The organism is Streptococcus sp. SP8, assembly GCF_030440045.1.
Classification (GTDB): Bacteria; Bacillota; Bacilli; order Lactobacillales; family Streptococcaceae; genus Streptococcus; species Streptococcus parasanguinis_I.
On the sequence record NZ_JAQFJL010000019.1, the window covers coordinates 1 to 13,512 of the forward strand.

Sequence of the window (13,512 nt, forward strand, 5' to 3'; positions counted from 1 at the left end):
ACGCAGTGGTTGAGTGGGCTCTACTACGCTGATTTCATCAGCTTTTACAGCCCTACTCAACTGTGCGGAGGTGGGACGACGAAATCGAATTCTAACGAATTACCGATTTCTGTCCCACTCTCTTTTTGTTTGCATTGAAAAAAGTGGCGAAATGGAGTATGATAAACGTGTAAGGATTCCTAAATAGGAGGTGTTCAGATGGACTTTCGTTTAGATCAAAGTTTAGTAGCTCTTGGTATTGATACGGTTGTGGTCGGAATTGCTAGAAATGTGGATCCCCAAGCAGTCCTGCCCCCTTCTTTTCTTGAAAAGAAGAAAGAGCTTGAACAATGGGCGCTCCAGTGTCAGACAGAAGAAGTAGTGGCATCTCCTGTCATCAAAGGGTATACAGACCTCTTGCAAAAAGTAGGGCGTAGCATCAAGAAAAATCCCCCAACAGTCCTAGCTCTTATCCGAAACATCCAGCATCGAGGAGCTCTTCCTCAGATCAATAGCATCATCGATATCTATAATGTCGAATCTCTGAAGTCCTTTCTCGCAATTGGAGGACATGACCTAGATAAGATTGAGGGACCGATTGAATTTACAGTGAGTCAAAGAGAAGATCTCTTCTTCCCCATCCTTTCTAGCGAAAAGCATGTAGCACCGACAGATCCTGTCTACCGGGATCAAAAAGGAGTTCTGGCTTGGTTGGATGTACGCGATAGTGACCATTACAAATTTGAGGAGACTACGCAAAACGCCCTCTTTGTCATCCAAGGAAATACCGAGACGTCAGTCGAGATGCGTTTAGAAGCGCTAGAACGAATCCACAAGGACCTTGCTCTTTGCATGCCTCAGCTTCAATTTGAGAAATTTCTCGTCACACAAAATGGAGTGGAAAAGGTCGTGTAAACAGCGAAAATTATTTTCATGAAATTTTCAATTTGACAAAGTAGACCATTTGCGGTAAGATATTGTTCGGGCACCTCATTTTGAGGTCGGAGCTCCCTAAGGATTAGGGAGCTATTTTTGTTTTTTCTGCAAAGAGGAATGGCCTCTACAACATTAGAAGAAGAGGAAAGCACATGTCAACAAAATATATTTTTGTCACGGGTGGTGTCGTATCATCCATCGGGAAAGGGATTGTCGCAGCAAGTCTTGGTCGCTTGCTCAAAAATCGTGGATTGAAAGTGACCATCCAAAAATTTGACCCTTATATCAATATTGACCCAGGGACGATGAGTCCTTACCAACACGGGGAAGTATTTGTCACAGACGATGGCGCAGAGACAGACTTGGACCTTGGTCACTATGAACGCTTCATTGATATCAATTTGAATAAGTACTCAAATGTGACAACAGGGAAAATTTATAGCGAAGTCCTTCGAAAGGAACGTCGTGGAGAATACTTGGGCGCGACTGTACAGGTTATTCCTCATATCACAGATGCTTTGAAAGAAAAGATCAAACGAGCAGCGACGACGACGGATTCAGATGTCATCATCACAGAAGTCGGGGGAACAGTTGGAGACATTGAGTCCCTTCCATTCCTTGAAGCTCTTCGTCAAATGAAGGCAGATGTTGGTGCTGAAAATGTTATGTACATCCACACCACCCTTCTTCCTTACTTAAAGGCTGCGGGAGAAATGAAAACCAAGCCGACGCAACACTCTGTGAAAGAATTGCGTGGTCTTGGGATTCAACCAAATATGTTGGTCATCCGTACAGAAAAACCAGCTGGTCAAGGAATTAAGAACAAGTTGGCTCAATTCTGTGATGTCGCACCAGAAGCTGTCATCGAATCACTGGATGTGGAACATTTGTACCAAATCCCATTGAACTTGCAAGCACAAAATATGGACCAAATCGTTTGTGACCATTTGAAATTGGATGTTCCTGCAGCAGATATGACAGAATGGTCTGCGATGGTCGACAAGGTCATGAACCTCAAGAAACAGGTCAAGATTTCCTTGGTTGGAAAATACGTAGAATTGCAAGATGCCTACATTTCTGTCGTTGAGGCCTTGAAGCACTCAGGGTATGCCAATGATGCAGAAGTCAAGATTAATTGGGTCAATGCCAATGATGTGACAGCTGAAAATGTGGCAGAACTCCTTGGAGATGCGGATGGAATCATCGTCCCAGGTGGTTTTGGTCAACGGGGAACAGAAGGAAAAATTCAAGCCATCAAGTATGCGCGTGAACAGGACGTCCCAATGTTGGGTGTCTGCTTGGGTATGCAGTTAACCTGTATCGAATTTGCTCGTCACGTTTTAGGCTTAGAAGGAGCTAATTCGTCCGAATTGGATCCAGGAACTAAGTATCCGATTATCGATATCATGCGGGACCAGATCGATGTGGAAGACATGGGAGGAACGCTCCGTCTCGGTCTTTACCCATCTAAACTCAAACGAGGCTCAAAAGCAGCAGCTGCCTATGACAATCAAGAAGTGGTGCAACGTCGCCACCGTCACCGTTATGAGTTTAACAATGCTTTCCGTGAACAGTTCGAAGAAGCAGGATTTGTCTTCTCAGGCGTTTCACCAGACAACCGTTTGGTCGAAATCGTTGAAATCCCAGAAAACAAATTCTTTGTCGCTTGCCAATACCACCCAGAATTGTCAAGCCGTCCAAACCGCCCAGAAGGACTTTACACAGCCTTTATCACAGCGGCAGTTGAAAACCACGATAGCAAATAAGAATCAAGGGATCAGGTCGAGAAACCTGATCCCTTTTTGTGAAAAAATGACAAACCCTGAAAAAAGTTTGAAAAAAATCTTGACAAAAAAGTTGTTGATTGATATACTAGTAAAGTACTCAATCGCGGGGATGGCGGAATTGGCAGACGCGCAGGACTAAGGATCCTGTGACCGCTTTAGGTCGTGAGGGTTCAAGTCCCTCTCTCCGCATCGGATCAAGATAGCTTTGGCTATCTTTTTTTGTTTTCAAATTTCTTTGTGGTAGAATAGGTGTGAGATGAGGTGAGAAAATGAAGAAGAAGTATCTGGTTTTGGTCGATGGCCTCTTTGCACTATTGGGAAGTGCCATTAATTTTTTCGGTCCTATCATGATTTTAGCTATGGCGATAGGCGCATACAAGGATACTTTTAGATATTTTATTGCCTTAAACATATGGAATGTCCTCGTTTTTCTAGCAGCGATTGCTTCTAAGTGTTTGCTCAGAAAAGAGAAAAGGATTAAAAAGTGGATTCCCAATCTTTTCTTGATGGCAGGCTTTATTCTACTTGTTGCGATATTTCTTGCTGTACCTGACACCTTTCCTTTTCTTTTTAGATTGGTAAACGGGCTTCTTGGAAAAATGTTCACCGACAGTCAATTATTTGCTGCTTATTTCTATTCTCAATGGGTTGCAGCGGTATTCCTTGTGATTTGCGGGATTGCCTTTCTCCTTTCACTAAAAAATTTTAAAGAAGAGAATTGAGAGTGGGACAGAAATCGGTAATTCGTTAGAATTCGATTTCGACGTCCCACCTCCGCACAGTTGAGTAGGGCTGTAAAAGCTGATGAAATCAGCGTAGTAGAGCCCACTCAACCACTGCGTCTTGCTCGACAATCCAAAAATAATTGAGAGGCTAGGACTTTTGTCCCACTCTCTTTTCCTTATTTGCTAGGATGAAAGTCTTAGGAGTTAGGAGATTCCACCCTATTTATCGTAAGAAAGCGCTTAAAGACACAGGAAAAACTAGCAATTTCATCTAAAAAGTGATAAAATAAACAATGTAAGTGGGATTAACCCCATAAAAATTTATAGGAGGCCTATAACAAATGGCAATCGTTTCAGCAGAAAAATTTGTCCAAGCAGCTCGTGACAATGGTTATGCAGTTGGTGGATTTAACACAAACAACCTTGAGTGGACTCAAGCTATCTTGCGTGCAGCAGAAGCTAAGAAAGCTCCAGTACTTATCCAAACTTCTATGGGTGCTGCTAAATACATGGGTGGTTACAAAGTATGTAAAGCCCTTATTGAAAACCTTGTAGAATCAATGGGTATTACTGTACCAGTTGCTATTCACCTTGACCATGGTCACTACGACGATGCTCTTGAATGTATCGAAGCTGGTTACACTTCAATCATGTTTGACGGTTCACACCTTCCAGTTGAAGAAAACCTTAAATTGGCGAAAGATGTCGTTGAAAAAGCTCATGCTAAAGGTATCTCAGTAGAAGCTGAAGTTGGTACTATCGGTGGTGAAGAAGACGGTATCATCGGTGACGGTGAATTGGCACCAATCGAAGACGCTAAAGCAATGGTTGCTACAGGAATCGACTTCTTGGCGGCAGGTATCGGTAACATCCACGGTCCTTACCCAGCAAACTGGAAAGGTCTTCACCTTGACCACTTGCAAAAATTGACTGAAGCTGTTCCAGGATTCCCAATCGTATTGCACGGTGGATCAGGTATCCCTGATGATCAAATCCAAGCAGCTATCAAACTTGGTGTTGCAAAAGTTAACGTGAACACTGAATGCCAAATCGCATTTGCAAATGCTACTCGTCAATTCGTACGTGAATACGATGCAAACGAAGCAGAATACGACAAGAAGAAACTCTTCGACCCACGTAAATTCTTGAAACCAGGTTTCGAAGCAATTACTGCAGCTGTTGAAGAACGTATCGACGTATTCGGTTCAGAAGGCAAAGCTTAATTAAAAACAGGAAAGCAAGGTCCCATGTGGATCTTGTTTTTTTGTTTGGGAAAGGTTGCTTCCAGGGGTTAATTTTTGTACAATATGCCTATGAAAAAATTCAAACTGTGGAGCTGGATCGTTTGTGGCTTTCTCCTGATCTTTTTAGGTGCTACATTTGTTTTTCATCAATTTAGTTTACGAAATGAAAGTAAGCTTCTCACACCCATTGGTAAACAAGTTACAGTCAATGGACATCGAATGAATGTCTCTGTTAAAGGAGAAGGACCTCAAACAATCGTTTTTCTTTCCGGTGCAGGTATCGCCTCTCCTATCCTAGACTTTAAGAATCTATCAGATCCCCTATCCAAAAAATACAAGGTTGTTGTCGTGGAGCGAGCAGGATATGGTTTTAGTGAAGATAGTGATCGTTCAAGAGATGTGATGGAGGTCCTTTCTGAGACCCGTCAAGCTTTGGCGCAAGCTCATGTTTCAGGTCCTTATGTGATTATTTCGCATTCTATGGCTAGTTTAGAGAGTCTTGCTTGGCAGGAGAAGTTTCCTGATGAAGTGAAAGCTTTGATTGGTTTAGATTGGGCATTGCCATCAAGTTATGAAGATTTAAAGGAGAATCAGACCTTGCTCACTGTGGCATATTGGAGCAGCAAGATTGGCTTATTACGCTACTTTCCTGAGTCCTTATATATAAAAAATCAAACTCTGATCGAAAGTGAACGAAAACAATATAAACTTCTAGCTTATAAGCAGTTGATGTCACAAGCTATGTTTCATGAATCGCGTTTGGCAAAGGAAAATGCCAAGAAAGTTCCATCTAGCATTAATCCGAAAATTCCAGCCTTACTCCTGGTTTCTAACGGTGAAGGCACGACCTTTAGCCAATCAGAGTGGCAACTTTATGCAGAGAGATTTGCAAGCGACCAGTCTAATGTTCAAGTCGACTATATGGATGCGCCTCACGACCTCTATCATTATCAAAGCGATGCTATTGTTTCTCGCATTAAAGAATTTTTAGAGAATAATTGAGGGCTTAAAAATCCATTGAGACTGATGATAATAATTGAAAGGTAATGACTTATGAATAATTCTTATATTTTACTTAGACATGCTCATTCAAGATTTTCAAGTGATGATTTTAATAGAACTTTGTCAGAAAAAGGATTTTCATCTCTTAATCAGTTAGATTTTTTGAATTCTTTTAATATTGATTATTATTTTTCTAGTCCTTATAAACGAGCATTTGAAACGATTAATAGCTCGCCAATTCAATTTGATAAAATAGTTCTTGATAATCGGTTACGAGAGCGAAAATTATCCTCAAGATTTATTGAAGATACTGAGTTTGAAAAAACAATTCAATATTTATGGCAAAATCCAGATAAATCTCTTATTGGAGGAGAGTCCAATCGAGAAGCATTAAATAGAATTTTAGATTTATTTGAGGACTTGGAAGAAAGGTACTCAGATAAAACCATTTTACTGAGTTCTCATGGAAATTTGCTAGGAATCTTAATCAATCATTTTGATTCAAGTTTTGATTATAAAAAATGGGGACAGATGACTTTTCCAGATTGCTTTCTAGTTGACAAAGATAAGAGTGTGAAAAGAATTATGAAAGTTACATCTAGGTAATCATTTAGTTCAATCTATGTGATTTTATTTTCTGTTATTACAAATAGAATTGAAGGAAAAATAGCCATGATATTCGATCAGTCCTTGCAAGCCTACCTACATGAAGTAGATGATGTTCTTGTAGCTTGGGAAGAAAAACCAAGTGGAAACTTTGAGATGGAAGCTCAGTTGCTTGCAGCCAATTACCATAAAAATCTTTACCGTATTCTTGCATTTATACTGCCTCATTTACAAGAATTTTATGGGTATTTCACAGATGAAGAAGCTACTGAAAAATTGGGTAAACCCATCATCGAGCCAGAAAGACAAACCGTTACTTTCTGCGATCAAACTTTTGATGATATTCATATCTTTTCTTTTGACTATCAGGGGCAGGCATTTGAGAGTCTGGAGAATTTTGCCATTGATGGTTAAGGTCTGTTTTCAGTTTTAAAAAGAAGGAGAGAGACTGATGAGTACTGCTGATTTTGTCTTTATTGAGAGTAAAGACCCCATATTCCTAGATTTACAAGCCTTTTGTACTGCTTTGAGAGAAAAATTTCCAGGTATTTTGATCAGAGAAAGGACGAATCCTGAAAAAGCTTACTCGCTTTCTTGGGATTATCAAAGTCCTCAGCTTACTTTGGAAAGTTCACTGAGTAGCAAGAAAAATGTTTTTGTGATTGATTACTTTGATTCAACGAACAGGTTACAAGATTATGCCTCCTATATCATCTGGCTTCGGAAATGGTTTCCACCTGAAGAGAAAGTTTCCTTTTGTGATGAAGGTTATGAGTATGTGTTTGAACTTCCTAGTGATTTATCCCAAAAGGAGTTGGAAAACTACTTACGAACAAGGTTTGATGAGTGAAGAAGAAGTTCAAAAACGAATAATGATATGGAAAAGTTGAAAAGGAGAATCAGATGCTTACTAAAGATGATATGTTAGTTGCTTTGCATGATGCAATTACTGAAGACCAAGAATTTGAGTTGGCAGACGAGATTGTAGATGCCATGGAGGCTTACCCTCAACCCTTTGATTTGGTTGACCCCGTCTTAGACTTTATTTCCAAGCATCCAGAAGTAGATTTTGGAGCTCCAGGTGAGTTGGTTCACTTTGTGGAGCGATTTTATCATCAAGGCTATGAGGAATTATTGATGGAGTCAGTTCTAAAAAGTCCAACTGTGCATAACATCTGGATGCTTCATCGATGCTATAATGACAATGATCCAAATCTAGTCCGGCAGATTCAGACTTTGGTTGGAGAACTGAAGAAGGATAAGACTCTTGATTCACAAGTAAGAAGCATGATTGAAGACTTAACTTGGTAGAGGGAGGTGATGCAGCATCACCTTTTTATCTTTTCTTAGGGATAAAAATTTTCGATATAAATTAACACTTGTTTTCCGTAGACATTTGCACTATAAAAGGGTGTTATTAGGGCTTTCTTTCCTTATGTTGAAAAAGAAGGCAGTTTTTTTGGTATTTTAAGGAAACGATGAAACCAGAATTTTTGCTTAAAAGTATTATTTTAAGAGAAAAATTTCTCATTTCATAATCAATAAGCAAACGCTTGCATTCCTTTTTTTATTGGATTATAATAGGTTGGTATAAAGCCTTCTGTAATAATATTTAGAAAGTGTAGAAAGTAAGGATTTAGAATATTTGTGGTCAAAAATACAATGTTGCTTCTTACGATAGGGAGATAGATATGGCAATGATAGAAGTGCAACATCTTCGGAAAAATTTTGTGAAGACAGTTAAGGAGCCGGGTTTAAAGGGAGCCTTGCGCTCCTTTATTCATCCTGAAAAGCAGACCTTTGAAGCGGTCAAGGATTTAACTTTTGAAGTTCCAAAAGGGCAGATTTTAGGATTTATCGGGGCAAATGGTGCTGGGAAGTCAACCACCATCAAAATGCTGACAGGGATTTTAAAACCGACATCTGGTTTTTGTCGGATTAACGGCAAGATTCCGCAGGATAATCGCCAAGATTATGTCAAGGATATTGGAGTCGTTTTCGGACAACGCACCCAGTTATGGTGGGATTTGGCTCTGCAAGAGACCTACACGGTTTTGAAAGAGATCTATGATGTACCGGACTCGCTTTTCCATAAGCGTATGGACTTTTTGAATGAAGTTTTGGATTTGAAGGAATTTATCAAGGATCCTGTGCGGACTCTTTCACTAGGTCAACGGATGCGGGCGGATATTGCGGCTTCCTTGCTTCACAATCCCAAAGTTCTCTTTTTAGATGAACCGACTATTGGTTTGGATGTGTCGGTCAAGGACAACATTCGTCGGGCCATTACCCAGATTAATCAGGAGGAAGAGACAACTATTCTCTTGACTACTCATGATTTGAGTGATATTGAGCAACTCTGTGATCGGATTTTTATGATTGATAAGGGGCAAGAGATTTTTGATGGAACGGTTAGCCAGCTCAAGGAGACCTTTGGAAAGATGAAGACTCTCTCCTTTGACCTGACGCCAGGTCAAAATCATCTCCTCTCTCATTATGAGGGCTTGCCTGATATGTCCATTGATAGACAAGGAAATACTCTCAATATTGAATTCGATAGTTCCCGCTACCAGTCGGCCGATATTATCAAGCAAACCTTATCTGATTTTGAGGTCCGTGATTTGAAGATGGTAGATACGAATATTGAAGATATTATCCGTCGCTTCTACCGAAAGGAGCTCTAAGATGGTCAAATTGTGGAGACGTTATAAACCCTTTATCAATGCGGGGATTCAGGAGTTGATTACCTATCGAGTCAACTTTATTCTCTATCGGATTGGTGATGTCATGGGGGCTTTTGTGGCCTTTTATCTCTGGAAGGCAGTCTTTGACTCCTCTCAGGAGCCTTTGATTCAGGGCTTCAGTATGGCAGATATCACTCTCTACATCATCATGAGTTTTGTGACCAATCTGTTGACCAGGTCTGATAGCTCCTTTATGATTGGGGAGGAGGTCAAGGATGGCTCCATTATCATGCGCTTGCTGAGACCAGTGCATTTTGCGGCCTCTTACCTTTTCACCGAACTTGGCTCCAAGTGGTTGATTTTTATCTCTGTTGGCCTGCCATTTTTAAGTGTCATTGTTTTGATAAAAATCTTATCTGGGCAAGGTATTCTAGAGGTGCTGGGATTAACTGTCCTTTATCTCTTTAGCTTAACTCTGGCTTATCTGATTAACTTTTTCTTTAATATCTGCTTTGGATTTTCAGCCTTTGTATTTAAAAATCTTTGGGGTTCCAACCTACTTAAGACTTCCATAGTGGCCTTTATGTCTGGGAGTTTGATTCCCTTGGCTTTCTTTCCAAAGGTCATTTCAGATATTCTGTCCTTCTTACCTTTCTCATCCTTAATTTACACTCCGGTCATGATTATTGTTGGGAAATACGATGCTAGTCAGATTCTTCAAGCACTTTTGCTTCAGCTTTTCTGGCTTATAGTGATGGTGGGCTTGTCTCAGTTGATTTGGAAACGAGTCCAGTCATTTATCACCATTCAGGGAGGTTAGTATGAAAAAATATCAACGCATGCATCTGATTTTTATCAGACAGTACATCAAGCAAATCATGGAATACAAGGTAGATTTTGTGGTTGGTGTGTTGGGAGTCTTTCTGACTCAAGGCCTGAACCTCTTGTTTCTCAATGTCATCTTTCAACACATTCCCTCCCTAGAAGGTTGGACTTTTCAAGAAATTGCCTTTATCTATGGATTTTCCTTAATTCCAAAGGGACTAGATCATCTCTTTTTTGACAATCTCTGGGCTTTAGGTCAACGACTAGTTCGAAAAGGGGAGTTTGACAAGTATCTGACTCGTCCTATCAATCCCCTATTTCATATTCTGGTTGAGACCTTTCAGATTGATGCCTTGGGTGAACTCTTGGTCGGTGGCATTCTATTAGGAACAACAGTAACTAGCATCTCTTGGACTCTTCCAAAATTCCTGATTTTTCTAGTCTGTATTCCTTTTGCGACCTTGATTTATACTTCTTTAAAAATCGCGACAGCTAGCATCGCTTTTTGGACCAAGCAGTCAGGTGCCATGATTTACATTTTCTATATGTTTAATGATTTTGCCAAGTATCCTATTTCTATTTACAATTCGCTCCTTCGTTGGTTAATTAGCTTTATTGTACCTTTCGCCTTTACGGCTTACTATCCTGCCAGTTATTTCTTGCAGGACAAGGATGGGCTCTTTAACATTGGTGGTTTGATTCTAATTTCCCTTGTCTTCTTTGTTATTTCTTTGAAACTATGGGACAAGGGCTTAGATGCCTACGAAAGTGCGGGTTCGTAATAGGAAGAATCTCAAAGCCTTGTCTCAGGAAAGGCTTTTTCTAATGGAGATGAAAATTTCTTGACATCTATTCTCAGAGTGCTATACTAAGAAGGTAATCGCCGATTTAGCTCAGTTGGTAGAGCAACGCACTCGTAACGCGTAGGTCACAGGTTCGATCCCTGCAATCGGCATAGGAAGAAACGGCTTTGAAGGAGCGAGACGACGAATGATGGTGATAACCGATTCGTTCTGTCTCGCTCTTTTTTTGACCGCATAGGCGCCATTTTTGACCGCTTAGTCAAAAGTCCTTGTCTCCATAGGGGCTCTTTGCTATCATAGAATCATCAAAGGAAGCAATACTTCCAATTAATAAAAACGAGGTATACGATGATGAAAAAATTACTTGGACTTGGATTTATTCTGGCAGCTCTTGCGGTTGTCACAATGGGAATGGTTGGCTTTCCAAAGATCGATGTGAATATCTGGCCTTTATTCCCCGTTCTCTTATTTGCTTTCTTTACGCTTGAAAATCTGTTGAAACAGGACTACAAGGCAAGTGTCATCTGTGCTTTAATTGCTCTGATGATTGCAAACGCGATCTACGATCTCTTGCCGGTTTCAAATGGCTTAGTGATCACAGCGGGTGTCCTTGCTTGCGTGGGTCTTAGTTTTCTTTTACCGGATAAGAATAGCAACAAATAAAGAAAGAGAGTGGGACAGAAATCGGTAATTCGTTAGAATTCGATTTCGTCGTCCCACCTCCGCACAGTTGAGTAGGGCTGTAAAAGCTGATGAAATCAGCGTAGTAGAGCCCACTCAACCACTGCGTCTTGCCCGACAATCCAAAGACAATTGAGAGGCTAGGACTTTTGTCCCAGCCTCTTTACTTCTCAAAAACTACCTCTTGATGGGGAAAACGTGCCACTTACTGAAAAGCCCTTGTTTTGTTTTCAACAGCTGTTATAATGGTACTATCAAAACGTTGGGAAAGGAGTTTTATGAAAGTTAGAATCGAATTGGATCCATCAACGGATGAGCCTGAGATCTTGATTCGAGCTCCGCGCTTGACCCCGGAATTGACCCAGCTGCAAGAGAGAATCCTAGAACAAAAGGTCGCTCCTTTGGCCTTCTACAAGGATCGAAGTGAGTATTTTCTGGATTTGGCATCTATCCTCTTTTTTGAGACGGACGGGGAGAAGATTTTTGGACACACCAAGGACGAGGCCTATGAGGTCAAACAGAAGCTCTATGAGTTGGAGGAGCTACTTCCCATCGCCTTTTGTCGAATTTCCAAATCCACCATTGTCAACGCAAAGCAGATCTATTCTCTAGAAAAGTCTTTTTCAGGGACCAGCACGGTCAATTTCTACCAGACCCATAAGCAGGTTCACGTATCTAGACGCTACTATCAACTCTTAAAAGAACGACTAAATGAAATGAGGTAATATCATGAGAAAAAAATTAATTGGAGTATTCTTAATCCTTTTAGCAGCCTTAATCCTTTTACAGGGCTATTTTGTAAAATGGGACATCAGCATCTGGACCTTAGCTTGGGTTACCTTGCTTGCCGTTCTGTCCCTCTCTAGTTTCTTAAAACGCCATTTTGGTTGGGGCTTCATCTATGGACTTTTAGCCCTCTTTTGTCTCAATGGGCAATACCATTTCCTCCCAGTTTCAAATTCAGTTGTCATCCTTTCCTCAATTCTCGCTGTGATTGGGCTCAACATTTTGTTTAAACCCTCTAAGAAAACAAAAGCCCGCCTAGCTTCCTATTCTGCTGGGTCCATGAGTAAGTCGGATGGCAATGACATTGATGTCACTTTTTCAACAGTGACAAAATATCTCAATGACCAACACTTTACCCGCGGAAGTGCAGATGTGAGTATGGGAGAAGCATCGGTTTATTTTGACAATTGCCGCATCGAGGGTCCATCTGCTCAGTTTGTTGTCGATGTTTCCCTTGGAAGTTTGAGTCTCTATGTACCAAGTGATTGGCGTGTCCATGTAAATGTGGATAATTCCCTCTCAGCGATCCAACATCAGGAAAATCCAAGTGCTCTGACAAGCAAGGATTTCTACATTACGGGCGATGTTTCCTTAGGAAATCTGGAAATTATCTATGTCGGAGCGAATTCGTTTTCTTAAGTCTGAAATGAAAAACTTTGGCCAAAAGCTTGCCAAGAGAGATTTTTTTTGGTAATATAGTACGGTATGTGGTGCTAGCACATCCGTTATATTAGATCTAATAGGAGGAAACACAGAAATGGCTAAAGTATGTTATTTCACAGGTCGTAAGACTGTATCAGGTAACAACCGTTCACACGCTATGAACCAAACAAAACGTGCCGTAAAACCAAACCTTCAAAAAGTAACTGTCCTTATCGATGGTAAACCTAAAAAAGTTTGGGCTTCAGCTCGTGCATTGAAATCTGGTAAAGTAGAACGCGTTTAATAAAGAATATAGAACCTCATAGAGGTTCTTTTCTTTTTCTCTAGAGACAGCTGTCACAGCGGGAGAAGAATAGTCCCTACCCTTTTACAGTTGACCTCTTTTATGGTAAAATAGAATATAAAATACTTTTGAGGTAGAAATTATGACAGTAAAAATCAATACAAAGGACGGTCAAATTGAATTGACTGATGAGGTTATCGCAACTGTTGTAGGCGGTGCCGCTACTGAGATCTTCGGTGTGGTTGGAATGGCCAGCAAAAATGCGATCAAAGATAATTTCCAAGCCCTCCTAGGGAAAGAAAACTTCTCTAAAGGTGTTGTTGTCAAAACAACGGAAGCAGGAACTATCGCAGTTGATGTTTACACTGTTTTGAGCTATGGAACAAAGATTAGCGAAGTCTCAAAAAATATTCAAGAACGTGTGAAATTTAGTTTGGAAAATCAACTTGGAATCACTACGGATACTGTGAATGTCTATATTCAAAATATCAAGATTGTGGGAGAATAA

17 protein-coding genes and 2 tRNA genes are annotated in these 13,512 nt (G+C 40.5%); all 19 read left to right on the forward strand.

Translation table 11 applies throughout. The annotated features are described in order from the left end of the window. Positions 1-198: 198 nt before the first annotated feature. The 19 genes from PCY11_RS09815 to PCY11_RS09905 all read left to right on the forward strand — a co-directional run bounded on the left by PCY11_RS09815 (position 199) and on the right by PCY11_RS09905 (position 13,512). Positions 199-894: a B3/4 domain-containing protein gene (locus tag PCY11_RS09815; RefSeq protein WP_301362729.1), complete on the forward strand. Its 696-nt coding sequence runs from the start codon at positions 199-201 to the stop codon at positions 892-894. 173 nt (positions 895-1,067) lie between these two features. Then, on the forward strand, positions 1,068-2,681 hold the full coding sequence (locus PCY11_RS09820; protein WP_023919338.1) for a CTP synthase: 1,614 nt from the start codon (positions 1,068-1,070) through the stop codon (positions 2,679-2,681). A gap of 124 nt (positions 2,682-2,805) precedes the next feature. Beyond that, positions 2,806-2,891: transfer RNA gene (locus PCY11_RS09825), tRNA-Leu, on the forward strand. Positions 2,892-2,971: 80 nt separating this feature from the next. After that, a complete protein-coding gene (locus PCY11_RS09830) occupies positions 2,972-3,424 on the forward strand; it encodes a hypothetical protein (RefSeq protein WP_024056238.1) in 453 nt (150 codons plus the stop codon). 344 nt (positions 3,425-3,768) lie between these two features. Beyond that, positions 3,769-4,650 carry a class II fructose-bisphosphate aldolase gene (locus tag PCY11_RS09835; RefSeq protein ID WP_003004573.1) on the forward strand — a complete coding sequence of 294 codons (882 nt, stop codon included), beginning with the start codon at positions 3,769-3,771 and terminating at the stop codon, positions 4,648-4,650. An 84-nt stretch (positions 4,651-4,734) separates the two neighbouring features. Next, a complete protein-coding gene (locus tag PCY11_RS09840; protein WP_049506405.1) occupies positions 4,735-5,673 on the forward strand; it encodes an alpha/beta fold hydrolase in 939 nt (312 codons plus the stop codon). A gap of 51 nt (positions 5,674-5,724) precedes the next feature. Then, complete coding sequence (locus tag PCY11_RS09845; protein ID WP_024055415.1) at positions 5,725-6,279, forward strand: histidine phosphatase family protein; 555 nt, start codon at positions 5,725-5,727, stop codon at positions 6,277-6,279. 66 nt (positions 6,280-6,345) lie between these two features. Further along, a complete protein-coding gene (locus PCY11_RS09850) occupies positions 6,346-6,693 on the forward strand; it encodes a hypothetical protein (protein WP_024055414.1) in 348 nt (115 codons plus the stop codon). Positions 6,694-6,730: 37 nt separating this feature from the next. After that, complete coding sequence (locus PCY11_RS09855; RefSeq protein WP_021154464.1) at positions 6,731-7,129, forward strand: hypothetical protein; 399 nt, start codon at positions 6,731-6,733, stop codon at positions 7,127-7,129. Positions 7,130-7,182: 53 nt separating this feature from the next. After that, positions 7,183-7,590 carry a hypothetical protein gene (locus tag PCY11_RS09860; RefSeq protein WP_014712923.1) on the forward strand — a complete coding sequence of 136 codons (408 nt, stop codon included), beginning with the start codon at positions 7,183-7,185 and terminating at the stop codon, positions 7,588-7,590. Between the two features lie 380 nt (positions 7,591-7,970). Next, the gene (locus PCY11_RS09865) at positions 7,971-8,963 is read left to right on the forward strand and encodes an ATP-binding cassette domain-containing protein (protein ID WP_049506407.1); all 993 of its coding nucleotides are present in this window, start codon (positions 7,971-7,973) and stop codon (positions 8,961-8,963) included. Position 8,964: 1 nt separating this feature from the next. Then, complete coding sequence (locus tag PCY11_RS09870) at positions 8,965-9,783, forward strand: ABC-2 family transporter protein (protein WP_049506408.1); 819 nt, start codon at positions 8,965-8,967, stop codon at positions 9,781-9,783. A gap of 1 nt (position 9,784) precedes the next feature. After that, positions 9,785-10,570, forward strand: a complete 786-nt coding sequence (locus PCY11_RS09875; RefSeq protein WP_049506409.1) for an ABC transporter permease — start codon at positions 9,785-9,787, stop codon at positions 10,568-10,570. Between the two features lie 100 nt (positions 10,571-10,670). Further along, positions 10,671-10,743 (forward strand) — tRNA-Thr (locus PCY11_RS09880). Positions 10,744-10,942: 199 nt separating this feature from the next. Further along, on the forward strand, positions 10,943-11,254 hold the full coding sequence (locus PCY11_RS09885) for a hypothetical protein (protein ID WP_049506410.1): 312 nt from the start codon (positions 10,943-10,945) through the stop codon (positions 11,252-11,254). 296 nt (positions 11,255-11,550) lie between these two features. Then, complete coding sequence (locus PCY11_RS09890) at positions 11,551-11,997, forward strand: LytTR family DNA-binding domain-containing protein (RefSeq protein WP_049505908.1); 447 nt, start codon at positions 11,551-11,553, stop codon at positions 11,995-11,997. Between the two features lie 4 nt (positions 11,998-12,001). Next, complete coding sequence (locus PCY11_RS09895) at positions 12,002-12,697, forward strand: hypothetical protein (RefSeq protein ID WP_013904689.1); 696 nt, start codon at positions 12,002-12,004, stop codon at positions 12,695-12,697. Positions 12,698-12,815: 118 nt separating this feature from the next. Next, positions 12,816-13,004, forward strand: a complete 189-nt coding sequence (rpmB, locus tag PCY11_RS09900; protein ID WP_001140948.1) for a 50S ribosomal protein L28 — start codon at positions 12,816-12,818, stop codon at positions 13,002-13,004. 142 nt (positions 13,005-13,146) lie between these two features. After that, positions 13,147-13,512, forward strand: coding sequence for an Asp23/Gls24 family envelope stress response protein (locus PCY11_RS09905; protein ID WP_003004393.1), 366 nt, complete (start codon positions 13,147-13,149; stop codon positions 13,510-13,512).

What these genes read in the sequence shown, in the direction of transcription:
- PCY11_RS09815 (WP_301362729.1), top strand. Translation starts at nt 199, where the DNA reads ATGGACTTTCGTTTAGATCAAAGTTTAGTAGCTCTTGGTATTGATACG.
- PCY11_RS09820 (WP_023919338.1), top strand. Translation starts at nt 1,068, where the DNA reads ATGTCAACAAAATATATTTTTGTCACGGGTGGTGTCGTATCATCCATC.
- PCY11_RS09830 (WP_024056238.1), top strand. Translation starts at nt 2,972, where the DNA reads ATGAAGAAGAAGTATCTGGTTTTGGTCGATGGCCTCTTTGCACTATTG.
- PCY11_RS09835 (WP_003004573.1), top strand. Translation starts at nt 3,769, where the DNA reads ATGGCAATCGTTTCAGCAGAAAAATTTGTCCAAGCAGCTCGTGACAAT.
- PCY11_RS09840 (WP_049506405.1), top strand. Translation starts at nt 4,735, where the DNA reads ATGCCTATGAAAAAATTCAAACTGTGGAGCTGGATCGTTTGTGGCTTT.
- PCY11_RS09845 (WP_024055415.1), top strand. Translation starts at nt 5,725, where the DNA reads ATGAATAATTCTTATATTTTACTTAGACATGCTCATTCAAGATTTTCA.
- PCY11_RS09850 (WP_024055414.1), top strand. Translation starts at nt 6,346, where the DNA reads ATGATATTCGATCAGTCCTTGCAAGCCTACCTACATGAAGTAGATGAT.
- PCY11_RS09855 (WP_021154464.1), top strand. Translation starts at nt 6,731, where the DNA reads ATGAGTACTGCTGATTTTGTCTTTATTGAGAGTAAAGACCCCATATTC.
- PCY11_RS09860 (WP_014712923.1), top strand. Translation starts at nt 7,183, where the DNA reads ATGCTTACTAAAGATGATATGTTAGTTGCTTTGCATGATGCAATTACT.
- PCY11_RS09865 (WP_049506407.1), top strand. Translation starts at nt 7,971, where the DNA reads ATGGCAATGATAGAAGTGCAACATCTTCGGAAAAATTTTGTGAAGACA.
- PCY11_RS09870 (WP_049506408.1), top strand. Translation starts at nt 8,965, where the DNA reads ATGGTCAAATTGTGGAGACGTTATAAACCCTTTATCAATGCGGGGATT.
- PCY11_RS09875 (WP_049506409.1), top strand. Translation starts at nt 9,785, where the DNA reads ATGAAAAAATATCAACGCATGCATCTGATTTTTATCAGACAGTACATC.
- PCY11_RS09885 (WP_049506410.1), top strand. Translation starts at nt 10,943, where the DNA reads ATGAAAAAATTACTTGGACTTGGATTTATTCTGGCAGCTCTTGCGGTT.
- PCY11_RS09890 (WP_049505908.1), top strand. Translation starts at nt 11,551, where the DNA reads ATGAAAGTTAGAATCGAATTGGATCCATCAACGGATGAGCCTGAGATC.
- PCY11_RS09895 (WP_013904689.1), top strand. Translation starts at nt 12,002, where the DNA reads ATGAGAAAAAAATTAATTGGAGTATTCTTAATCCTTTTAGCAGCCTTA.
- rpmB (WP_001140948.1), top strand. Translation starts at nt 12,816, where the DNA reads ATGGCTAAAGTATGTTATTTCACAGGTCGTAAGACTGTATCAGGTAAC.
- PCY11_RS09905 (WP_003004393.1), top strand. Translation starts at nt 13,147, where the DNA reads ATGACAGTAAAAATCAATACAAAGGACGGTCAAATTGAATTGACTGAT.